Here is a 22604-nt window from a genome sequence, read left to right as displayed (position 1 = left end):
GCAGAGGGAATATGATTTGCCCTTTGGCTTGGGCGTTCGAAGACTGATTGTGGTGGAAAAGGTGCGTCCTGCCAGAGAGAAGTATCCCCGACGGCCGGGGATGGCCCGAAAGCGGCCATTGTTTTAGGGAGCTAGCAGGAGGACTGCGGTTTCTTGGCGAAGTATCGAAGGGATTTGAAAATTCTTGTACGGGATGTGGTGAAGTTGGCCAGGGTCGTTGCCGTAGTGAACCAAAAGGGCGGTGTGGGGAAAAGTACTACCGCGGTGAACCTGGGGGCGTACCTTGCGGTGCTGGGCCAGCGGGTGTTGCTCATCGACTGTGATCCCCAGGGGAATGCCACCAGTGGTGTGGGTGTGGAGAAACGGGATATTCAACTCTGCATGTACAACGTCCTCATCGGAGGCCGCTCCTTGAAAGAGGTCATTTTGCCTACGGCCATCGAAAACTTCTATGTGGCTCCGGCGCGGATCGATTTGGCCGGTGCCGAAGTGGAACTTGTCTCCACCATATCTCGGGAATATCGGTTGAAGAGGGCTGTGGACGGGGTCCGCGATCAGTACGACTTCATCTTTATTGATGCACCTCCCTCTTTGGGATTGTTGACCATCAATGGGTTGAGCTGTGCCGACGGTGTCCTCGTTCCCATTCAGTGCGAGTACTATGCCTTAGAGGGCCTAAGCCAGTTGATGAACACCATCGATATGGTCCGCAAGCACTTAAATGAAGGCCTGGAGATCGACGGAGTGCTGATGACTATGTATGATGCCCGTACGAACCTCAGTCAGCAGGTGGTGGAGGAGGTGCGGGAGGTCTTCGGGGAACGGGTCTTTGAGACCATCGTGCCTAGAAACGTGAAACTAAGCGAAGCCCCGAGCTTTGGACAACCCATTTATCTATATGACGATCGCTCCAAGGGGGCGATTGCCTACCGTCAGCTGGCCGAGGAATATCTGAGTAAGCGGGGCAGGGGGACAAGGTAGCAAGTGGGGAGGGTTGAAGGATGGCGAAGGGCAGAAGGGCTTTAGGCAAAGGATTATGGGCTTTGTTGCCCGAGGAGGCGATGGAGGAAAAGCAGGGCATCCAGGAGATTAGTATAGAAGAGATCGTGCCTAACCCATACCAACCCCGGATCGATTTTGATGAGGAGAAGCTTCAGGGCTTAGCGGAGTCCATCCGACAGCACGGTGTGATGCAGCCAATCGTGGTGACCAAGGGCGAAAGCGGCTACGTCCTGGTGGTGGGTGAACGGCGCTGGCGAGCGGCGCAACTTGCAGGACTGAAGAGGATCCCTGCCATCATCCAAGAGGTGGATGATCGGAAGATGATGGAATGGGCCCTCATCGAGAATGTGCAACGGGAGGATCTGAATCCCTTGGAAGAGGCACGGGCCTATGAACGGTTGATCGAAGAATTTGGCCTAACCCAACAGGAAGTGGCCGATGCTGTTGGTAAAGGCCGGTCCACCATTACTAACATGTTGCGGATTCTGCAAACCACACCCTTTGTGCAAGGATTAGTGGCCAAGGAGGTCATCTCCGTAGGCCATGCCAAGGCCCTGGCGGGTATTGCCGATCCCTCCCTGCAGGACACGATGGCCCGTTACGTGGTGAAACGCTCCCTTTCGGTGCGACAGACCGAAGCATTGGTGGAAAAGGGGAGTGTTCCACGTGGAACATCAGAAAATGTTCCACGTGGAACCTTGGAGAAGAGGACCAATCCCCAGTTGGCCCTGGTTCAGAGTGAATTGGGCGATGCCCTGGGTACCAAGGTAGTCATCAAGCAACAGAAAAACAAAGGACGAATCGAGATCGAGTACTACTCCGAGGAAGAGTTGCAGCGCATTATTGACCTGATTCTGAGAGATTAGACCGCGGATGTTCCACGTGGAACATGGTGAAGAACACGAGGAGGCCGGGATAATCAGCCATGGTAGAACTTGCGCCTGTCAACGGGAACGCCAAAGGGATCGTCGCACCGGGTACCAATTTGTCCATCACGCTTCTCTCGCCAACCCTCCGTACATACTTGTGTAGATGTTTGGAAACTGATCAATCCCTGCTGAGGCTAACTTTGCCCAAAGACGGCGGTCGTGCCGCCTTGATTAACCAGGGTACCGAGGTTACCCTCCGTTTGCCTGACAATTCGGACCTGTGTCTGGTGGGCCAGGTGGTGGAACGGAACGCCCAGGGACTGCTGATCCGACTTCACGCCCCCGGTGTCCTAGAAAGGACCATGGTGGTCACCAGCGGGAAGGGCGGGGTGGGAAAGTCTTTTATATCCCTCAATCTGGCCTACGAACTGGCTGCCCTGGGTAAGCGGGTGACCCTACTGGATGGTGACCTGACCGGCGGCAACCTGCACCGGCTGTTGGGGGTGGAGCCCCCGGGTGAACTGGCCGATCTCTTTAGGGGGCAGGCCAAGGTTAGGGAGCTAATTAGTCCGGTGGCGGACCTCTTCTTGATCCCAGGACCCCGGTTGCCGGTGACCCTTACCCCCTTGGCGTTGTATCGACTTCGGGCGGAAGTGGCCAAATTGATGGAGGACGTGGATTACCTGGTGGGGGACACTGCGGTGATGGCGTATCCAGGTACCGGCGACTTGGTGAATATGGCCGGGGGGATCTGGCTAGTCTCCACTCCAGAGCCCCATGCCATCGCGGACACCTATGCGGTGGCCTATCAACTGAAGGAACAGGGGATCAATACCCCGGTCTACCTAGTCCTGAATCAGGTGGATTCCCACCGAGAGGCCAGTGCTACCGCGGAAAAGATGTGCTATGTCATAAAGGAGCTGGTGGGGTATCCCATCGAGTACCTGGGTGCCGTGCGCTATGACCGCCGGGTTCGGCGGGCGGTACAAAAGGGGGCACCTTTGGGAAAGGCAGCCCCGGGTTGCGGGGCCCGGAAGGATCTGCTCCAATTGGTGAAGGCCTGGGTTAACCGGCACAGGAACCAAGGGTGAGGGGGGCAAATCTCGGAGGCTAGCGGAAGAAAACAGGCCTCCACTTCGTTTCTTGGGAGGGAATGTCATGGACCGCGTCCAACTGCGGCAGTTACTTGAACAAGTTCAACAAAACCGGATTTCCCTCGAGGAGGCCATTAAAACCCTCGAGGATCTGCCCTACACCGACTTGGGTTTTGCCAAGGTGGATTCCCATCGGGCCCTGCGGCAGGGCTTTCCCGAAGTGGTGTATTGTGCCGGGAAGACTGTGGAACAGGTGGCGAAGATCGTGGAGGTGCTCAGCCAGCAAAGCACACGCATCCTCTGTACCCGGGCCACCGAGGAGATGTATTTGGCCACAAAGGAATTGGTACCCGGGATCCAGTACAATCCTATCGCGCGCACCCTTACCCTAGCCCCTGCGGAGGACTTTACCTATCCTGGCACCATTGCGGTGATCTCTGCGGGGACTTCGGATCTGCCGGTAGCCGAGGAAGCAGCCATCACCGCGGAGATGGCCTGCAACAAAGTGGAGCGGATTTATGATGTGGGGGTGGCGGGCCTACACCGTCTGTTGGCTCAACGGGAGCGGTTTGTACAGGCCAATGTGATTATCGTCGTCGCCGGTATGGAAGGGGCCCTAGCTAGTGTAGTGGGAGGACTAGTGGATCGTCCCGTTATCGCCGTGCCCACCAGTGTGGGCTATGGGGCCAGTTTTGGGGGCCTGGCGGCCTTGCTGTCCATGCTCAATTCTTGTGCTGCTGGAGTCAGTGTGGTTAACATTGACAACGGCTTTGGTGCCGGGTTCATAGCCGCTCGGATCAATCGTCTGATTGGTGAGGCCGCCCGCCATGAATAGGGTGGATCGTTTGCACATCTTCTCTCTACCGGGGGACTGTTCCTTTGATCGGTTGCTCGAGATTTTGGATCTACCCCCGGCAAAGGACTTACCCACCAGCGGTGCTCAAAGGGCGCTACTTCTTAGTCGCTTCCTGGGCAAGGAAGGGATCAAGACTCTAACGACGGCTTCCTTGCCCGAGGAATACACCTGGTTGCAGCGAGTGGCTCAATACCGGCAAGCTTCTGGGCCCTTTGTACTCCTTGGAACAAAAGAAGGTCCCGATTACCGCATTGCCTGGGGAACCAATGGGTACCCAAAGACTACCCCCACAGGATGTTGGGTGGTGCGCAGTTTCCGCAAACCACCGCCCGACCCGACAGCGATTCTAGCTTTACCCGGCGTGGTGGATTGCTTCGTACTTCCTGCCCTGCAATCCGAGACCGCATTTCAGCTTATCGTCCTGATCAGGCCCGATGCTCCTGATCTTACCTTGTTGTTAGATCCTTTGCGGCCCTGCACGGTTAGTTGGCAACCTAGGATTATACAGGAACGCTTCTTGGTTCAGATACCCCTTACCTAGATGGATTGTCTAGAGAAGGAAAATCCCCCCTGGATAGCGAAAGGATCTTTTGTCTACGGACGCAGTCTTATGCAAATTCCTTGGAGAGAAGCGGAAGGATGTATCGAGGCATGGAGAATCGTCGCCGGAGGAAACGTAAACGTAATCAAGCCTTTACGATTATGTTTCTTCCATCAAATCGAGGGAACATCAAGAAGCTAGCTCTGAGGCCATGGATGCTTTGGGGGATAGTCACCTTTGTGACTTTGTTTGTCTTGGCCTTCGGCTTTCTACTACATTCACATATTCAAAATCGTTCCTATATAGATTGCTTGCTTACAAACCTCAACGAGCAAAAGCTTTCGTATCAACAGGCACGACAGCAATTGGATGAACAGCAGATCCTCCTGGAGTTGTATGCCTCCCGGATCGACTCCTTCCGGGTGCAGCTGGCCCAACTGGAGAATTTAAGTGAACAGGTTTTGGATGTCCTAGCCCAAACGGGTACCGTGGAGCCCGAAGTCATCTTAACCCAAGGCTACATGTTCCCCGATTGGGGCTATACTAAGAATATCGGTGGGGGTGTGGGCCAAAGGGTAAACCTCCACGACTGGATTACCGATGACATTGAGTGGATTCAGGCGCAGTTGGAAGTAAGGGAAACCACTCTGGAAAGATTGCTGGATGAAAGCGTGGCCTACCGGGAGCTTCTAGACCGAACGCCCTCCCTTTGGCCCGTGGTCGGGTGGATCAGCTCTACTTACGGCTGGCGGACCCATCCGATTACCGGTAAGCGCCATCTCCATTCCGGGATCGATATCGCGGCAGCTGCCGGTACTAAGGTGCGGGCCACCGCCCGGGGTAAAGTCACCTTGGCCGGTGAGTACGGGGGTTATGGGTTGACGGTGATCATTGATCACGGTACGGGAATTAGCACCCTGTATGCCCATAACCAACAGCTTTTCGTAAGCCAGGGGCAGATGGTGGAGAAAGGGGATATCATCGCCGCGGTTGGTAGTACCGGCGTGAGTACTGGTCCTCACTTACATTACGAGGTAAGGCTCAACGGAGAACCGGTGAACCCCTATCCTTACTTACCATAAAGGAGATAAGGAGCAGGTTATTATGTTTCGCAAAAGTCAGGATGCGGGCATCGCTATGGAGACGGTGATCGGAGAGACGACCAACATTGAAGGGACTTTGCAAACTGGCGGGATTCGGATTGAAGGCAAGATCCACGGGGATATTGTCAGTTCTGGCGATGTGAGCATCAGTAGTACCGGTGTTGTATTGGGCATTATCCGCGCTAAGAACGCCATCATTGCAGGAAAGCTGCAGGGGGAGATTTACGTCGAAGAGCGGTTGGAACTGCTGGCAGGCGGCTACCTGGAAGGAAAGGCCACTATGCGCACTTTGGTCATCGATGAAGGGGCGATTCTCAATGGTGAGTGCGAGATGATCACCGACAAACCATCCGCTTCCCTTGGGGAACGGAAGCAGCCTGACCAGGTTAAGAAAGCGGACCCGAAAGAGAAAGCTTACTCCAACAACACCAAGTAGTCGGGCGACGTCTGTCCGAAAAAGAGTGGAGAGTGCAATGGGGCCTTGGGTTTCCGCCAAGGCCCATTTTTTCCCTAACGGACTGCTTCATCGGCATATTCCTGCCACGGAAAGGGGTAAAGGGGTGTAGTCTGCGCGGGAGAGTACAGACCAAAATGCTCTAGGATCGCCAGCCGGATTCCGCTGATTAGCACCTCCGACAGGCGCATCACGATGTTGAGCCGTGTGTTTTGGAGCACGAAGTATTCCATGAAGCCACCGACATTTACCACCCCGACGATATGGAAGTGGCCGACCTGAGGCAGTTTCTTGTTGACCCCACTGCCCGGGGATAGGGGTCCCGAGCGGACGCTGATGGTGCCTACGTTATCGGCTTTACCGAGACAGGCGTCGATGGCGATGACGGCCTCCCTTTCTTCGGGGGACAGGTCCCGCAGGGTCTCATCGAGATTTCCGGCGTGTACGGGGGACTCCAAGGTACCGTAGATGGTTACCCCCGGCAAATTGAGGCGGGCCAGAGCAGTGCCCACCAGTGGACCCAGACAGTCACCGGTGGAGCGGTCGGTGCCGATACATAATAGGGTCAGGGGTTGCCGGGGCACAAATAGCCGCTCCATGTGGTCCAGCATCATAGCTGCTACTTTCTTACACGCGTCGGGATCATCCACAGTCACTCGCGTTGGCATCCCAAAGCCCAATGCCCTTTTCAACTTGCTGATGGTACCCTCCACGGTCTCACCCCTAAGGAAAATGGTTCCAACTAGTAATCGTTCACAGTATATGATCGAGGGCGGTTCTTTATACATACCAGTGGTAAGGCGGAGAAGGAGGCCATATACTTACCACGGAGGGGAAAACCGTGGAAAACTGCCTTAGGACATTTCAACTGGCGGCCACCTTCACCGGAGCCATCATCGGGGCGGGGTTTGCCACCGGTCGAGAAGTGATGCACTTCTTCGGTCGGTTTGGGGGCTATGGCTTTGCTGGTGCGGGCCTGGCGATCCTATTGTTCACCCTGCTTGGGGGCGGGTTGTACCTGTTCAGCCAGCGGCTGGGTGCCCGGTCCTACGTAGATCTCTTACCACACCTGGGCAAGGGGTCTTTAGGAAAAGCCCTAGATGGATGGATGCTGACCATGCTTCTTGTCAGTGTTGGGGTGATGTTCGCAGGGGGTGGTACCCTTCTACAAGATCGCTACGGACTTCCGGCCTGGGTGGGGGCGGTGTTCATGGGGGGCCTGAGCCTTTTGATCTTGCAAAGGGGAGCCACAGGGCTCCTATCGGCTAGTGGTCTACTGGTTCCCGTTATGTGTCTGATCCCCATCCTGCTGGGACTCAAGGTCTTGGTGACCCCCGAAAGGCACTTAGCCACCACAGTGATCGAGGACTATGGCTATCCTGCCCATTGGTGGAGTGCTGCTTGTATCTACGTGGTCTACAACCTCTCCCTGGGGGCAGGAGTAATCGCCGCCCTTGGCCACACCATCAGAGATGGTCGCGAAGCCCTTACCGCTGCTATGTTGGGTGGGGGGCTATTGGGAGCGGTCCTTGTCGCCATGTTGATCGGCTTGCTCAGTTACCGCACAGAAACGTTGTTGTTGGATCTGCCCCTCCTTGCCATCATGGAAGATTTCGGTCCCTGGTGGTCCCTGGCCTTTACGGTGCTTCTGTGGCTGGCCATGCTCACTACCGCGGTGGCTAATGTCCATGCCCTGGCCTGTCGCCTTCGCAAGCGGCTGAACAGCTACCGGAGCGGGATCGTTCTTTGTACATTGGTGGGCCTTCTGGTGGGATTTGTGGGTTTTGGGGAGCTTGTGACCGCGGCTTACCCGCTGTTTGGGTACATTGGTGCTGTGCTCCTGGGAGTAGCCCTGGTGAGGAAACTCTTCACCAGGAATCTGTCCTAGGTCAAGCAGGATAATCGGTGGATGGTGCGAAAGAAGAATATACTAGGTTACCTGGGGTGAGCATATGTGGGTCGTGGTATTGAACCGGAACCGTCTGATCTTCCTGGCCCTATTACTGGGTATCTGTAGTGTGGTGGGGATGTGTATTGGCTATGTCACCGGCTATTTCGAAGACCAAGGTATTGTGGAAGGTGTCTATGTTGACTCCCTTCCCCTGGGAGGCCTGTCCCCGGTCCAAGCGGCCCAGCTCCTTCGACAGCTGCAGCCTACGTTGACCCCCATCGAGCTGGTAGGACCCGATGGCCAGTCCTGGCAGGTGCTCCCCGAGAGCTTGGGCTTTGTGGTGGATATTGAGGCGATGGTGGATTACGCGTATGGGATCGGCCGGAGGGGAACGTTGAAGGACCAGATGCGTCAACGGATGCAAGCTGCCCAGGAGGGTGTGCGAGTACCCTGGATCCTCAAGGCCGGCGACGAGTTCACCCAATTCTTGAACAGTCTTGCCCAGGAACTCTATCAGCCACCCCAGGATGCGAGTTTTCAGGTACTGGCCGACGATACCGTAACTATTATCCCTGCCCAGTGGGGACGGGGTTTGGAGCTGGAACGGGCTGCCTTGCTGATTAAAGAAGCGGTCTGCAATCCAGGGAAAGGCAAGGTGCAGCTGCCGATGATTCCCCTTGCCCCCAAACTAACCACTGAAGACGCGGAAAACTGTGGGATTGTTTCCCTCCTTGCCTCCTTTACCACACGCTACGATCCCACTGAAACTGACCGAGCCCATAATGTAGCTTTGGCCGCGGCTACCCTCGACGGTACTGTCTTGCATCGGGGGGAGGTATTCTCCTTTAATGCGCGCATCGGCCCCCGCACTGCCGCCAGGGGTTATCGGAATGCGCCGGTGATTATTGATGGGGAACTCCAACCGGATATCGGTGGTGGTGTATGTCAGGTCTCCAGCACCCTTTACGCTGCTGCGGTCCTAGCGGACCTTACCATTGTGGAGCGGCATCCCCACTCGGTACCCGTTACCTATTTACCCCTGGGTCAGGACGCCACCGTGGTCGATGCAGCCTTGGACCTGAAGTTCCGAAATGATCTTGATCACTGCATTTTGATTAAGGCCCAGGCCCAGGATGGTGTTCTCACGGTCCGCATTTACGGTGCACGGCCCCAATTCATCTATGAACTGGTCAGCAGGGTTGAACAGGAACTGCCCATACCGACGGTCTATCGAACTTCTGCCACCCTTTCCCCCGGCCAGCAAGTGGTAGAAAAGCCAGGAGCGCGTGGTCTTGTGGTCTCGGTGTGGAAAGTCAAAAGGGATGCACAGGGGGTGGAACTGGGCCGTTCCCTGGTGAACCGGTCAACCTATCCGGCCCGTCCGCGGGTGATTGTTGTACCCCAGTGATCAATTAATCGTCATAGTATCCCTTGGGTTTATAGATGAGGATTACTGTCTTCTTCCGCCATCTCAGCAAGGGATCCACGACGAGCTTCAGCAGTCTGATCATGTCCTTGCCCTCCCTCTTTGGCCTACTAACCTATTATATACCTGGGGCGGGGATTGTGTGTCAGCTAGGCGATTGTGGACAGGTTACCGGTCGTTGCGCCGAGTCTGCATCAAGTGCTATTCCTTCATCTAATCTTGACAAGAGCGCGATAGTAGCAAGCTGGAGGTGGTCTACTTGTTCCTGAAAAAGAGCATTAGCAATGGAAGGGTATATCCCTCCTTTGTTGAGGGTTACCGTGTCAATGGTAAGGTTAGGCATAGGACCATGGAAAACATTGGGTACCTCGATGAATTGGAGAAAATATACGATCCAAAACTAGCCGAGCCTACAAGAATATGACTTCAAAAGGGAAGGCTCCGAAACCCACCTAAACCTTGATGTTTCAGGGCCTTTTGCCCACTCTTGATGTAAAGAAGGGGCACGCCCGACAAAGGCCTGTCAGTAGGCTACATCATCCAGAGAAATTTCTCGCATTCCCTATTGATTCTCTGCGGAAGTTAGGCTATAATTAGTTCCAAACAACCCGATAGCACTGTAAAGACGATGAAGGAGAAAAGTAAGAAAGGTTAATTCTTCTAACAGAGAGCCGGGGATTGGTGAGAGCCCGGTGAAGGATTCCTTTCCGAAGTTCTCTCTGGAGTTGCCCACTGAATGAAAGTACTCTTTCTAGTAGGTGTGGCCGGAGCTTTCACCGTTAAAAGAAAGCAAGTATCGGTCTTATTGTCCCTTTTCGACAAGGAGAGGTACTTGAACTGAGGTGAGCTGTGTATCTTTGCAGCTAAATTGGGTGGTACCGCGGGAGATAGATCTCGTCCCAAACTGGGGCGAGATTTTTTTTATTCTCTTCTACTTTTGCTATGAGGAGGCGTAAAGGATGAATACAAATTCTTGGGTGCAGGATCAAGTGCTGAATACCAATACTATCCCGGTGTACGTTGGTAATTTGGCCATTGGCGCAGGGCAACCGATCATCATGGCGGGACCCTGTGCGGTGGAGAGTGAAGAGCAGATGATGCGGATCGGCAAAGCGGTAGCCGCAGCCGGTGCCCACGTGCTGCGAGGCGGCGCGTATAAGCCCCGGACCAATGTGCAAAGCTTCCAGGGTTTGGGACTAGCGGGACTGGAGCTTTTGCGCAAGACCGGCGATGCTTTAGGGATTCCGGTGGTTACCGAAGTGGTTTCCCCCGCCGATGTGGATCTGGTGGCTAGTTACGCGGACATTCTCCAGATTGGTTCGCGAAACATGCACAACTACCCCCTGTTGCTGGAAGTGGGCCGGACTCGGAAGCCGGTACTCCTTAAGCGGGGCTATGCCGCCACCATCGAAGAGTGGCTCGCCGCCGCGGACTATATTGCCGCGGGAGGAAACAACCAGATTATCCTCTGTGAACGGGGGATCCGGACTTTCTCCACCGAGACCCGCAATACCTTTGATATCAGCGCGATTTGCTTGGCGAAGATGAAGAGTCCCTACCCGGTGATTGCGGATCCTAGCCATGCCGCGGGGATTCCTTCCCTGGTGCCCCATCTGGCACGGGCGGCCATTGCGGCGGGCGCGGATGGTTTACTCATCGAAGTTCATGATCGTCCCGAAGAGGCCTTATGTGACGGGGGCCAGGCCCTCTTACCCGAAGTATTTAGACAATTGGTCCATTCGCTGCGTACCATCACCGAGGGCTAAGGAGGAGCGCGGGATGTATACACTGGCTTATCTCGGACCCGAGGGGACTTTCTCCCAGGAAGCCGCCACCTTGTACGAAAGGCTTTTGGGGGTACCCTGTGAACAGTTGCCCGGGCAGGATTTCGAACAGATCTTTAGCTGGGTGAGCCAAGGTCGCGTGGATTACGGAATCGTGCCCATCGAAAACTCCCTGGAGGGCTCGGTGACCACCAATCTGGACCTTCTGACCACGGAAGATATCTTCATCCGGGGAGAGGTGATTTTGGATATCGATCACTGTCTGTTGGGCTTGGGGGAAGGGGTGGAGATTCTAGAGATCATCTCCCACCCCCAGGCCTTGGCCCAGTGCCGGAGGAACCTAAAAAGACTCTATCCCGACGCACGGGTCATTTCGGCAACGTCTACGTCCCACGCGGCCCGGGAGGTGGCCCAGGGGGGAAGGGCCGAGCGGGTGGCCTTGGGTACGCGGGCGGCGGCCAAGATCTACGGATTAAAGGTCCTTCGGACTAACATGGCGGATAACCCCGAAAACCAAACTAGGTTCTTGGTGCTTTCTCGCAAGGATCATCCGCTAACCGGGCTAGATAAGACCTCCATAGTGGTCTCTCCCCAGGCCAATCGTCCAGGAGCTCTTCATGGGATTATTGAGCCTTTTGCCCGTTTGGGAATTAACCTGACGAAGATTGAGAGTCGTCCTACAAAACGCTTCCTCGGCGAGTATGTTTTCTTCATCGACTTCGAGGGTCATCGGGAACAACCGGCTGTTAAGCAGATTCTGCAGCAGTTGAAAGAAGAGACTAGTTTTATGAAGATGCTGGGTTCCTATCCCCAATATATACGGAAGGTCAGGGCAAAGGCTGCACTGTGAGTGCTGCCTTGCCCTGATCGCCACTATTCCGTGATTCCCGCCTTTTCTAGGTAGCTGTACCGGCTCCAGTTTACGCGGATTTCGGCCTTCTGTTGCAGTTCCCAAAAGACCGCCTGGATGTCGGCACGCTCGAGCTTAAGCTGCAATTCGATGAGCTGAGTCAGTGTCTCGTCCAGTTCCGCGGGTGTAGCCTCCTTGCGATCAGTGATCTTCACGATATGGTAACCGAAATAGGTTTCCACCACTGGGGAAAGCTCATTGATTTCCAAAGCGAAGACTGCGTCTTCCAGGGCCGGAGGCAGCTGTCCCCGCACGACCCAACCCAGGGCGCCGCCCTGTTGTACCGAGGCGAAATCGATGGACTTTTTCCGAGCCATCTCGGCGAAATCGGCACCGGCCTTGAGCTCCTGCAAAATCTGTTCTGCCTCTTGTTTGTCATCCACCACGATATGGTGGACCTCTACCATTTCAGGGGTCCCCAACTCATATTTATGGGCCTCGTAGTACTCCTCCACCGCCCCTGCGGGAAGCTCGATGTCTTTGGTGGCTAGATACTGCAAAGTCAGATCCACCGCGATATCCCGCCGGATCCGTTCTACGGAAATGTTGTACTGGGCCAGGGTCTGCAGGAAAACTTCCTCGGAAGGATACGAGGACTTAATCACGGCCAGTTCCGCATCGATCTCTGCATCGCTAGGTACATATCCTGCCTCTTTGCCAGCCTGCATGATCAGTCGTTCCAAGATCAGATATTCCAAAACAGTGGCGCCGTAATCCTCTTCCAGTTGGGCGAAGAATTCTTCTTGGGTGATGGGCTCGCCGTTAACGGTAAGCACCACCGGCTCCACCCCGGCTTGGGACTGAAGACTGCCATTATTGATCAAAACCAAAGTGACCATGACTAGGATGCTGCTGAACAGCACTAAGGGAAAACGGAACTTTCGATGCACATATAGCTTACCCAAGTTACCAACAACCCCTTTATAGAATGTTGTGTGGTCCGTTGGAAACCACATAGATTTCACATTCGCCCTCAGATGTGGAAGTCCTTGTGGTTTCGGGAAAAACATCTTGTCTGAACAGGGAAGCTCAGGGGAGGGGGTGGTTAACTGGTAAAATTGTCAAAACCACTCCTTGTTGCTATGATATTTACCATAGATAGAGCAAGCCTTAGACCATAAAAGGCCGACGGTGACCGCTGCTTCAACCTGGGGGGCTCTGTTTCGAAATGCTTTTCTGGTCCCTTCAGCAGAACAGCGGAGTTTTGGCGGTCCCCTCGGTTGCCTGACCATGGGGTCTAGGTCAGAATGTAATTCGATGGGGGGTAAAGGGAGCTTGCCCGCATGGGCCATAGTACTTTTGTGACTCATCAGGCCTACGCGGTTGGCCGTTGCCCCTTACCTTCCTACGTGTAAGAGAAATACCGTTACTAAACGGAAGCGAGGGAATGCTATGCAGTTTCAGGTGGGTGATATTATCCAAGCTAAGAAAAAGCATCCCTGTGGCAGCTTTGAATGGGAGATCCTCCGTACTGGCGTGGACTTTCGCCTTCGGTGCCTTGGTTGCCAACGGGTGGTGATGCTGCCTCGCCAGAAGTTTGAAGGCATCGTAAAGAAAGTTATCAGTCGAAGTACCCCAGAGGAGTAATCTTTAGAATCAATTGTCCCTTCTTTTCCCTTCCCGTGAATGCTCCCTTTGCACCGCAATTAAGAAAACCCAGACAAATCTTCTGACGATCAGTCGTTACTCCTCCTAAAGTCTAGGACAGACAGCCGTCTAACTTTGGGCATTCACGGTTTCCTGCCGAACCCATCCTTGCCTGCTACCCAAAGGGGTCGAGACAACCTTTGCACGTCTTTTCCCCAATGAATAGCCTGTGTCAGCAGCGTTTTGCCCGCGACCGCTGGGTATAGAGCGGGCAAAAGCTTAATTCCTTTACCCCATACTTGACTTCTCGCATAAGAGTTTTCGTTGAGATCCCAAACAATAAGACGAATTTCGTACCACTATATTGCACGAATAACATAGTGCCGTCACACCCTCTCGGTGAGGATGTGGCGGTAGATCGGGCCATGGAACTGTTGTGTATGAAAGGTGGTTACGGCTACAAGAAGCTCGCTGACGACTTGTATGTGGTGGGCGCCACAGAACCCAATAATCCTACCTTTCAAAAGTATGCCGAGACCCGGGTGGTGCCTGTTGACTATCGGGATGCGGAGGAGGTCATCGCCTTGCTCCCGCACTATGCCATGTACCTAAGTGCCCGGAACGGTGTATTAACGGTGCGGGCATGGCCGAACCAGCTTCCACAGATCCTTGCAGACATTGCCACCATCGATCAGCCGGTTCGGCAAGTGGAGGGGACGGTGATTATCGCGGAAGTTACCGCGGAAGCTAAGGTAATGTTGGGTTTGGGAAAGATCGTAGGCGGGGTTTCAACAAAAGACCAGGTCTTGGACGTGGACGGTCTTTCGGTGAGCTTTTCAGACTCTGTGACCATTGCGTCCCTGTTGCAGGTGATGCAGGCCCAGGGGAAGGCGCAGCTGAAGGCCTCTACCAGTATCGTGGTGCCCGAGGGCAGCCAATCCACCATCTCCCTTGGCCGGGAAGTGCGGCAGCTGATCCAAAGCCAGACCAATACGGGACAGACCATCGACGGATCGAGGTGAACACCTATCTTACCTTGGGGGTGGAGCGGGTTACCTCCCGGGACGAGATCCGGCTGTACTATGAAGTGGTGGCCCAGGATCTGGCCCAAAGTGTTACCTCCCCGTTGCCGGAGGTGTTGACCAGGCTAGCCAATGGCCGGGTGATTGTGGAGAATAACGCGGCCTTTGTAATTGGCGGTTTGACCAAGAGCGTGCAACAGGAAAACAGTGGTGCCATCCCACCCTATGCCCTACAAAACACCCAAGATACCGAGCTTTTAATCCTGATCTTGCCCCATATCCTCGGGACCCCAAGGCTGGAGCAAGATCCCTTGGAGGATTATTACACCAAGTTCATCCAAAGAAAAGGAAGTGGCCCTGGCCAACGCGAACCCGCGGCCAAAGGAGAATGTTTTGCAGCTGGGACTTGCCACCCATTACTCCCCGGGACTTACCACCTATTTGGCCAGCCAGGGCGTTGAGACTGCTCAATTCAGGACCGGTTTTACAGGACGGCTTTACTTTACACGCAACGTGGGGCTTTACTGGGCCTCCAGTGATGTACGAGACCGCCTCACCGAGGTGAAGACTAGGGATTGGGGAGTGCTGCTTGCTTCCTCGGCCAACATGGCCGATGTCTACCTGGGCTTGGGGCAGGGGAAGGTCAAAATCACCGGGGAGCAAACCACTGTGTTCCGGTATTACGCTGCCCGGGCGGGGATGGACCTAAAGTTGGGGCCCTTCCGGCTGGGTGTGGGATACCAACATGCCTTCGCAGAGCCGGAAGCACCGGATTTGGATACCACCTACTTTTCCCTGGGCCTGGCATTTTAAAGCCCCGGAAGAAGTAGGGGGAAGTGGTAGGGGCGATGCTGGGGCAGTGCCCCGGCGGGAGGCACTCCGGGGTGTGAGAGTCCAAAAACCTTGGAGTCGGCCTCCCTATCTTCTTTTCAGACTACTTGTCATGGATATAACCGGGTTATTGGTGGGCAGATCCCTTTTCTAGGACACTATAGTATTGGGGATGACTCCGCGGGCCCAAGGGGTTAAGCGATGGGCAATGGGCCATCTTACCTTGCCAACGGATTTGGGCAGTGATATAATTGATTGGAAATCCCTGCTCCGTTGATGCCGGAGCCATCTTGCCCATAGGGAGGAGGTGGAGCTCAATGCGCTCCTACGAGGTGATGTACATTCTGAACCCCACATTGGAAGAGGAAGCTATCGATGGGTTGATCGAGCGGTTCAACGGGATCATTACCCAGGACGGCGGCGAAATCGAAAGCGTGGATAAGTGGGGTAAACGTCGCTTAGCTTACGAGATCGACAAAGTGCAGGAAGGATTCTATGTAGTAACCAAGTTCCGTGCAGAGATCTCGGCCTGTGACGAGCTTAAGCGGATCATGGGAATCACCAACGATGTGTTAAGGTACCTGCTTGTGCGCCAAGACGGCTAATGTGAGGGGAGTGCAGGTATGCTAAACAGAGTAATACTGATAGGGAGATTGGCCCAGGATCCGGAATTGCGGTATACAACCAGTGGTGTCGCCGTCGCTAACTTTTCCTTGGCGGTAGAACGCCCCTACACCAGTCAAGCTGGTGAGCGGGAAGTGGATTTTATCGACATCGTCACTTGGCGGAAACTTGCAGAGATTTGTGCTAACAACTTGCAGAAGGGGCGGCTGGTGGCTGTGCAGGGGCGCTTGCAAGTGCGTTCCTATGAGGCTAACGACGGTACCCGACGCAGGGTGGCGGAAGTTGTCGCCGACGAAGTACGGTTCCTCGATTGGCCGAACCGGTCCCAGGAGGAAGGCCCCTATGGCGGTCCATTGGACGAGCCCATGGAGGGAACGGACGACGATCTCCCATTCTAGAAAGGCGATTAAAGGGAGGTATTGAGCATGGCAGCCCGCAAAGGCGGTCGGAAAATGCGGAAAAAGGTCTGCATTTTCTGCACCGATAAAGTAGATCACGTGGATTACAAAGACGTGAACCGACTGCGCCGGTTTCTTACCGATCGGGGTAAGATCCTACCACGACGGATTTCCGGCAACTGTGCGCGTCATCAGCGCCAGTTGACCACCGCGATCAAACGGGCGCGGCAAGTCGCTTTGTTGCCATATACTGTAGACTAAGTACGTTGAGGGGAGCCGCATGGGCTCCCCCTTTGGTCATTTGGAGCAAGCTAACCATCCCTGGGGTTGGAGGAGGGAGCTATGCAGAAGCCTGAGATCAACATCGCCCGGAATCTGCGCAGTATTGAGGTTCTCAAGGCGGAACTCCTCAGTGGTGTGGCCGCCCTTTTTCGCGGGATGGTTAAGAGTAACGAAGACGTGATCAGCGATTCCCTGTCCCGTCTGATCATCTGTGCCTACACCCTCGGACGCAGGTTAGGAATCGGTTTTTCCCGCCTGGATGCCAGAGTGGACAGTAAGCTGAAAGCCTATCTTGATAACCAGGAACGGACAGAGGATCTCTACCATGATTTTTCCGAACTGCAGAATTATCGACTTAGTAATAAGAGGTGAGATGGATTGAACCAGAGAATGTCAACCACAGCCCTAACTGAAGCCGCAATGTTGGGTGCTGTGATGGTGGTCCTATCCCTTCTCGCCTTCTATCTAGTCCCTTACTTAGCCCTAATTATCCCCCTGCCGGTCATCGTTCTCGTTGTGCGCCGGGGACTGCGGACAGGGATCATTACCACCATTGTTACTTCCTTGATCATGGGATTTTTCGATCCCTTGTTGGTGATCGTGATCCTGTTCGAGATTGGTGTCGTGGGAATTGCCCTGGGACAGGCCATCCGCGAGTCCTTTAGTCCGGTACTTACCTTGGTTTTGGGTATTGCCGCAGCCTTGGTGGCCAATCTGTTGCTGCTGGCGGTTTCTTTCTACCTGCTTGATGTCAGTATTGTTGAGGACTTTACCACCATGCTCAACGAGACCTTTGAGATTATTGAGCGGATGGATCTGGGGCAGGCTCTTCCTCCGGAGCAAATCAGTATGTTTGTGGATATGCTGAAGCGGCTCTTACCCGCCATGCTGTTAATTTCCGTGGGGGTTACCGTTACCATCAACTATGGTCTGAGTATCCTGGTCTTTCGACGCTTGGGCATGGAGATCAAGGGTTGGACCCCCTTTAAACGATGGCAAATGCCTATGCCCTTGGGGGTTGCCATTGTGATTGTGCAGCTTTCGGACCTGGTGATTCCCTATCCCCAGGATCACTGGTCTTTGACCTTGATGATGAACTTGAAGCTGGTGCTCATGACCATTGCCTTCATCTACGGGGTGGCCCTGGTTTGGTTTTACTTGGACAAATACCAAGTACCCACCCTTGGACGGGTGATCATCCTTTTCCTACTGTTCTTTAACCCCCTTTTTTACCTGTTGGTCACCTGGGCCGCCATCTTAGATGTCTGGTTTGATTTCCGCAAGCTCAAGGAGGAAAGGGTCTAGAAGGAAGTTTGCTTTCAAAACCTTTACAGGGGAGGTAACCTAAGCGATGAAAGTTATTCTGAAGCAAGCGGTGAAAAAGCTCGGCAACGCCGGCGATGTGGTGGAGGTTGCCGATGGCTATGCGCGTAATTACTTGTTCCCCAAGAATCTTGCTGTGCCCGCGGAGCAGTCTGCGTTAAAGGTTTTGACCGCCGAGCAAAAGCAGCAAGAGCGGAAGCGCCAACAGGAAGCAGCTAAGGTCAAGGCCCTGGTCAAGGCCTTGGAGGAGAAGCCGGTGGAGGTCAAGGCCAAGGCCGGCGAAGGCGGTAAGCTTTTCGGTTCCGTCACTGCCCAGGATATTGCCGATGCGATTCAGGTTGTCCACGGTGTAGAAATTGATCGACGGAAACTGCAACTGAAAGAGCCCATCAAACAGTTGGGCACCTTCCAGGTGACCTACGCCCCGCTGCCGGAGATCAGTGGGGTGATCACGGTGAATGTGGTGGCGGAAGAGTAGGGACTGCTATGCGGATTGACGGTTCCACTAAGGTTGCAGGTGTGATAGGTTATCCCATCGGCCATAGTCTCTCGCCCCTGATGCATAATACCGCGTTCCGGGAATTGGGCCTAGACTTTGTGTATGTGCCCTTCCCGGTGCATCCCCAGGACTTAGCCCAGGCCATCAGGGGGATGCGGGCCCTGGGGATTGTGGGTCTTAATGTCACCGTTCCCCATAAAGTGGCGGTGATGGAGTACTGCGACGAACTTACCGAAGATGCCCAAAGGATTGGCGCGGTGAACACGATCATCAATCGGGACGGCGTCTTGATTGGAGACAACACCGATGCCCGGGGTTTTGTCACTTCCTTAGGCAGCCCGGCATACATCACGGGCCAGGAGGTGCTTCTCCTTGGGGCCGGCGGTGCGGCCCGGGCCATTGCCTTTGCTCTGCTACAACACAAACCCAAGCGACTAACCATTGCCAATCGCTCCAAAGAACGGGGAATCCAGTTGGTGAAAAGCCTGGCTCCCTTTGGGCCCGTGGAACTGGTCGAGCTGGGGGACGAACTGTTTATCCAACGGTTGGCTTCCAGTGGATTGATTATCCATGCCACTTCCTGTGGCATGTACCCTGCGTGCGATGAGAGTATCATTACCGATGCCACCACCCTGTTGCCTAAGGATGCCTTGGTCTGTGACATCGTCTACAATCCGTTGAAGACAAAGCTTTTGGCTCTGGCGGAAGCTGCCGGTTGCCAGATCCTTGATGGGCTGGGTATGTTGGTGCACCAGGGTGCCATTGCCTTTGAGGCCTGGACCGGTCGGCCAGCCCCGGTGGCCCACATGGAAGAGGTTCTACGGGCTCACTTAATGTCTAGAGCCGCGGGCGAGGTAAGCAAAGAATCCAAGGCAGAGGAGTAGGGCCCCCAAGAGCACGTCCTGGCGGCGAAACTGCAGGATCAAAGCCAGGCAAGAACCGACTCCCAACAAAGGAAACACCGGCCCGAGGGGTACCTTAAATCCTGGCCGGTATCCCCGTTGAGTACGAAGCTGCAGTATGGCTAGATTCACCAGGATAAAGGGATAAAGATGGAGGAAGCTTGCGGCCTGGGTGAGCCCCTGGATATCTCCCCGGGCAAGGCTTAGGGCGATGATTCCAGCGGTGATGTAGAGGGCGACCAAGGGAGTCTTGTATTGATGGTGAGTCTTTTCCATAAAGCCCGGTAATACCCCGTCCCGGCCCATGGCAAAACTGATGCGACTTGCGGAAAGGAGCCCGGCATTGGCGGAGGACAGGGTAGCCAACAGGCATCCAAAGGCAATGAGTTTACTGCCCAACGGCCCCATTACCAAGCGAGCCGTGTCCGCAATGGGGGTAGGGGACAATCCTAACTCCCGGTAAGAAACAAGACCCGTGGCGGTGTATACTACGCCCATATAAAGCAGAGTAACGAGTACCACCGCAAGGACGGTGGCCCAAGGAATCACCACCCTGGGGTTTTTGATCTCCTCGGCGGCAGTGCTGATGGCCTCAAACCCCAAAAAGGAGATGACGATGAAACCCGCGGATCGGGCGATGGCACCAAGACCATAGGGAAACAGAGGTACTTGTAGATTAGGATCCACCGCGGGAAGTCCCCGGGCAAGGTAGAGTAGGATAATGGCAAGCAGAATGAGTACCGTGGCACTTTGCAGTTGAGTACTTTCTTTACTGCCATGAACATGGATCTGCAGCAGGATGACAAGTAGGACGAAGGCCACTGGTTTCCAGGGTAACCAGGGGAGGAAATAGGTTACGTATTGGGCAAAGCCGATGATGTAAAAGGCACAGCCCAAGGATTGCCCCAGCCATAGGGACCACCCGGCGATAAACCCCCAGAAGGGGAAGAAGGCTTCCCGTACATAGACGTAGGGTCCGCCGGCGGCGGGTAGGGCCGTGGCCAGTTCTGCAAGGGTAAGGGCGGTGCAAAGCATGGTGGCCCCTGCAATTCCATAGGCATAGACGGCACCGGGACCGGTGAGGGATGCCACCAGTCCACTGAGGATGAAGATACCGGCCCCCAGCATGGTGCCTATTCCCAAAGCCAAGGCATCACCAAAACCAAGGGTTTTCTTGAGGGATGAGGACATCCTGAGCCAAGTTCCTTTCTTGAGGTTTGTTCTAAGATAAACTTATGATAAACTTATGCATAGCTACTAACAAACAGAAGAAGAGTTAATGATCTGCACAGGGAGTGTATAGGGGTGTCCTTCTCGGGGGAAGCTATCGGTGCGGAGACGCGTCGGATAAAACACCTGATGGTTTGGCAACAGACCACTTGTAGGCGGTGTCTCCGCCACAAGGCCGACAATTCCCTGCTTCCCCACGGGAAGAAGAAGCATGAATGTCTTGCTTAGGGAATTGTCGGCCTTGCATTTTGTTCTACCACAAGACCCGTCGCATAAAGATAAAATGCGGCCAGTTCACTCTATAGGTAGGGGGTAATCTCCATGAGGAAGAAACTGCGTGTGGGCGTACTCTTTGGGGGTGTGTCCGGAGAACATGAGGTGTCCCTTCGTTCTGCCGCTTCGATCCTGGAAGCCATCGACAGAAGAACGTATTTCCCCATTGAAATTGGTATCAGCAAAACCGGAAAATGGTACGTAGGAGAGGGTGTCTTAGATTACCTTAGTGGAAAGACGGATCGACTGCCCGAGGGATGTTCAGCCTGCACCTTCCTGCCGGGACAACCGGGGAGGTTCCTATGGCTGATCAAAGGGGGATTTCCCACCGATCAGGCCCTGCGGGTGAATATTGTCTTTCCGGTGCTCCATGGTACCTTCGGTGAGGATGGCACCATCCAAGGGCTTCTTGAGGTCGCAGGCATTCCCTATGTGGGGGCTGGAGTGGCCGCATCCGCGGTGGGGATGGACAAAGCCTTCATGAAGGATGTCTTCAAGACCCATGGCCTGCCGATTCTACCCTACCTGGTGGTGCGGAAACCCTTTGCACCGGACCTGGAACAAAGGGTGGGCGATACCTTAGGTTACCCCTGTTTTGTGAAACCGGCCAACTTGGGTTCGAGTGTGGGTATCACGCGGGTGGAAACACCGGAACAGCTGCGGGAAGCCTTGGAACATGCGGCCACCTTCGATCACAAGGTCCTGATCGAAAAGGCGGCGGTCAATTGTCGGGAAATTGAGTGCGCGGTTTTGGGCAATGACGATCCCAAAGCATCCATCTGTGGTGAGATCATTCCAAAGCGGTCTTTCTACGACTACGAAGCAAAATATATCACTGACGATACGGAATTGGTGATTCCGGCGGATCTGCCTGAGTCCATCGTGCGGCAGATCCAGGATCTTGCGGTGAAAGCCTTCAAAGCCATTGATTGTAGCGGTATGGCCCGGGTAGATTTCTTCTTATGTGGCGATGAGATCTACGTTAACGAGATTAATACCATTCCCGGTTTTACTTCCATCAGTATGTATCCGAAACTATGGGAGGCCTCCGGTGTGAGTTATCCGGAACTGATTCATCTTTTAATCAAGCTTGGTTTGGAACGGCATCGGAAGAACCGTAGGCTGAAACGGACCTTCTAGACCCCGGGGGAGGTGAGCCCCGTGAAACGCCTTTGGCATCTGACCACCTTGGTTTCCATTGGCAGACTCACGTGGTGGCTCTATACTTACTTTGCCAAGTTCCGCCATCCTGTGATTCCCGCCTATGGCCCGGTGGAGATTGCCCTAGAGCAGTTTGCCGCCATCCGCCGGCAGCACTTCTTGATTGGAGCAGTGTGGCTGGTTGTCCTATTGGCTTCCATCGGTATGCTCGTAAGGCAAAGGTTTAAAGCTAAGTCTAAGGGAACTCCTCAGGCACCTTCGGCTTTGGGGATGTAGCCAAGGGAGATTTACGCGTGGCTGCAAGCAGTAGGTAGAGTCGGGCGTAATTGTTAACAATGGCCCAGAAAGAAGTCTCCCCCGTGCTGATAATTATTGATGGCAGCACGATCTGCTCTGGGAGTCCGAGACCGCCAGTGACGCGGAGGCAAGGCGGAAGGAGACAGGGTTTATCAGATATTATCGTTCAAATGCTCCTCAGAGGGGCTATAACCGGTGGCTTAAGTACTGACTGGTCGGCCTCCGGCGTCGGTTAAACGAAGTCT

General features: G+C 54.5%; 27 protein-coding genes and 1 other annotated feature. Of the genes, 24 read left to right on the top strand and 3 right to left on the bottom strand.

The features are described 5' to 3' along the window. Positions 1-204: 204 nt before the first annotated feature. The 7 genes from GXX57_10845 (at position 205) to GXX57_10815 (ending at position 5901) form a co-directional block, all read left to right on the top strand. Positions 205-981: a ParA family protein gene (locus tag GXX57_10845; protein HHV45146.1), complete on the top strand. Its 777-nt coding sequence runs from the start codon at positions 205-207 to the stop codon at positions 979-981. Between the two features lie 20 nt (positions 982-1001). Beyond that, positions 1002-1868 (top strand): ParB/RepB/Spo0J family partition protein, encoded by an 867-nt coding sequence (locus tag GXX57_10840; GenBank protein HHV45145.1) that lies wholly within the window; start codon positions 1002-1004, stop codon positions 1866-1868. Between the two features lie 203 nt (positions 1869-2071). Continuing rightward, positions 2072-2962 carry a MinD/ParA family protein gene (locus GXX57_10835; protein HHV45144.1) on the top strand — a complete coding sequence of 297 codons (891 nt, stop codon included), beginning with the start codon at positions 2072-2074 and terminating at the stop codon, positions 2960-2962. Positions 2963-3029: 67 nt separating this feature from the next. Then, a complete protein-coding gene (gene larB / locus GXX57_10830; protein HHV45143.1) occupies positions 3030-3800 on the top strand; it encodes a nickel pincer cofactor biosynthesis protein LarB in 771 nt (256 codons plus the stop codon). Beyond that, positions 3793-4362, top strand: a complete 570-nt coding sequence (locus GXX57_10825) for a hypothetical protein (protein ID HHV45142.1) — start codon at positions 3793-3795, stop codon at positions 4360-4362. Before larB ends, GXX57_10825 begins: the two co-directional genes overlap by 8 nt. A gap of 98 nt (positions 4363-4460) precedes the next feature. Then, the gene (locus GXX57_10820) at positions 4461-5444 is read left to right on the top strand and encodes a M23 family metallopeptidase (GenBank protein ID HHV45141.1); all 984 of its coding nucleotides are present in this window, start codon (positions 4461-4463) and stop codon (positions 5442-5444) included. A 22-nt stretch (positions 5445-5466) separates the two neighbouring features. Further along, the gene (locus tag GXX57_10815; protein HHV45140.1) at positions 5467-5901 is read left to right on the top strand and encodes a polymer-forming cytoskeletal protein; all 435 of its coding nucleotides are present in this window, start codon (positions 5467-5469) and stop codon (positions 5899-5901) included. 74 nt (positions 5902-5975) lie between these two features. On the opposite strand, the gene yyaC is transcribed toward GXX57_10815, so the two are convergent. Further along, positions 5976-6587, bottom strand: coding sequence for a spore protease YyaC (yyaC, locus tag GXX57_10810; GenBank protein HHV45139.1), 612 nt, complete (start codon positions 6585-6587; stop codon positions 5976-5978). 173 nt (positions 6588-6760) lie between these two features. On the opposite strand from yyaC, the gene GXX57_10805 reads away from it, so the two are divergent. From GXX57_10805 to pheA, 4 genes are all read left to right on the top strand, one after another. Further along, a complete protein-coding gene (locus GXX57_10805) occupies positions 6761-7807 on the top strand; it encodes a hypothetical protein (protein HHV45138.1) in 1047 nt (348 codons plus the stop codon). A 64-nt stretch (positions 7808-7871) separates the two neighbouring features. After that, entirely contained in the window at positions 7872-9218 is a 1347-nt protein-coding gene (locus tag GXX57_10800) for a hypothetical protein (protein ID HHV45137.1), read from the top strand. A gap of 637 nt (positions 9219-9855) precedes the next feature. Beyond that, positions 9856-10141: a binding site (T-box leader), on the top strand. Positions 10142-10195: 54 nt separating this feature from the next. After that, positions 10196-11002 (top strand): 3-deoxy-7-phosphoheptulonate synthase, encoded by an 807-nt coding sequence (gene aroF, locus GXX57_10795; GenBank protein ID HHV45136.1) that lies wholly within the window; start codon positions 10196-10198, stop codon positions 11000-11002. Positions 11003-11015: 13 nt separating this feature from the next. Beyond that, complete coding sequence (gene pheA, locus GXX57_10790) at positions 11016-11870, top strand: prephenate dehydratase (protein HHV45135.1); 855 nt, start codon at positions 11016-11018, stop codon at positions 11868-11870. Between the two features lie 23 nt (positions 11871-11893). On the opposite strand, the gene GXX57_10785 is transcribed toward pheA, so the two are convergent. Then, positions 11894-12835 (bottom strand): hypothetical protein, encoded by a 942-nt coding sequence (locus GXX57_10785; protein ID HHV45134.1) that lies wholly within the window; start codon positions 12833-12835, stop codon positions 11894-11896. A gap of 487 nt (positions 12836-13322) precedes the next feature. Here GXX57_10785 and GXX57_10780 point away from each other — a divergent pair, with 487 nt between their 5' ends. The 11 genes from GXX57_10780 (at position 13323) to aroE (ending at position 19380) form a co-directional block, all read left to right on the top strand. Continuing rightward, positions 13323-13517 carry a DUF951 domain-containing protein gene (locus GXX57_10780; protein ID HHV45133.1) on the top strand — a complete coding sequence of 65 codons (195 nt, stop codon included), beginning with the start codon at positions 13323-13325 and terminating at the stop codon, positions 13515-13517. Between the two features lie 380 nt (positions 13518-13897). Further along, a complete protein-coding gene (locus tag GXX57_10775; protein HHV45132.1) occupies positions 13898-14539 on the top strand; it encodes a hypothetical protein in 642 nt (213 codons plus the stop codon). Then, positions 14536-15000, top strand: a complete 465-nt coding sequence (locus GXX57_10770; GenBank protein ID HHV45131.1) for a type II and III secretion system protein — start codon at positions 14536-14538, stop codon at positions 14998-15000. Before GXX57_10775 ends, GXX57_10770 begins: the two co-directional genes overlap by 4 nt. Then, complete coding sequence (locus GXX57_10765; GenBank protein ID HHV45130.1) at positions 14891-15352, top strand: hypothetical protein; 462 nt, start codon at positions 14891-14893, stop codon at positions 15350-15352. Before GXX57_10770 ends, GXX57_10765 begins: the two co-directional genes overlap by 110 nt. Positions 15353-15687: 335 nt before the next feature. Further along, positions 15688-15975 carry a 30S ribosomal protein S6 gene (locus GXX57_10760; GenBank protein HHV45129.1) on the top strand — a complete coding sequence of 96 codons (288 nt, stop codon included), beginning with the start codon at positions 15688-15690 and terminating at the stop codon, positions 15973-15975. 18 nt (positions 15976-15993) lie between these two features. Then, positions 15994-16392 (top strand): single-stranded DNA-binding protein, encoded by a 399-nt coding sequence (gene ssb / locus GXX57_10755; GenBank protein HHV45128.1) that lies wholly within the window; start codon positions 15994-15996, stop codon positions 16390-16392. A 27-nt stretch (positions 16393-16419) separates the two neighbouring features. Continuing rightward, the gene (locus GXX57_10750; protein ID HHV45127.1) at positions 16420-16653 is read left to right on the top strand and encodes a 30S ribosomal protein S18; all 234 of its coding nucleotides are present in this window, start codon (positions 16420-16422) and stop codon (positions 16651-16653) included. Between the two features lie 81 nt (positions 16654-16734). Further along, complete coding sequence (locus tag GXX57_10745) at positions 16735-17046, top strand: hypothetical protein (GenBank protein HHV45126.1); 312 nt, start codon at positions 16735-16737, stop codon at positions 17044-17046. Positions 17047-17052: 6 nt separating this feature from the next. Then, entirely contained in the window at positions 17053-17979 is a 927-nt protein-coding gene (locus tag GXX57_10740) for a DUF2232 domain-containing protein (protein ID HHV45125.1), read from the top strand. A gap of 46 nt (positions 17980-18025) precedes the next feature. Further along, positions 18026-18475: a 50S ribosomal protein L9 gene (locus GXX57_10735; protein ID HHV45124.1), complete on the top strand. Its 450-nt coding sequence runs from the start codon at positions 18026-18028 to the stop codon at positions 18473-18475. A gap of 8 nt (positions 18476-18483) precedes the next feature. Next, positions 18484-19380 (top strand): shikimate dehydrogenase, encoded by an 897-nt coding sequence (aroE, locus tag GXX57_10730; GenBank protein HHV45123.1) that lies wholly within the window; start codon positions 18484-18486, stop codon positions 19378-19380. Here aroE and GXX57_10725 read toward each other — a convergent pair. Continuing rightward, positions 19327-20589 carry an amino acid permease gene (locus tag GXX57_10725; GenBank protein ID HHV45122.1) on the bottom strand — a complete coding sequence of 421 codons (1263 nt, stop codon included), beginning with the start codon at positions 20587-20589 and terminating at the stop codon, positions 19327-19329. The two genes, aroE and GXX57_10725, sit on opposite strands and share 54 nt — an antisense overlap. Before the next feature lie 360 nt (positions 20590-20949). Between GXX57_10725 and GXX57_10720 the strand changes: the two genes are divergently transcribed. Together GXX57_10720 and GXX57_10715 are read left to right on the top strand one after the other, a co-directional pair. Further along, on the top strand, positions 20950-22041 hold the full coding sequence (locus tag GXX57_10720) for a D-alanine--D-alanine ligase (GenBank protein ID HHV45121.1): 1092 nt from the start codon (positions 20950-20952) through the stop codon (positions 22039-22041). 21 nt (positions 22042-22062) lie between these two features. Continuing rightward, positions 22063-22338 (top strand): hypothetical protein, encoded by a 276-nt coding sequence (locus GXX57_10715; GenBank protein HHV45120.1) that lies wholly within the window; start codon positions 22063-22065, stop codon positions 22336-22338. The last annotated feature ends 266 nt before the right edge of the window (positions 22339-22604 follow it).

The organism is Bacillota bacterium, assembly GCA_012839765.1.
GTDB lineage: Bacteria > Bacillota > Limnochordia > DUMW01 > DUMW01 > DUMW01.
Note: the sequence above shows the minus strand (reverse complement) of the source record. Positions and strands in the feature narration are given on the sequence as shown.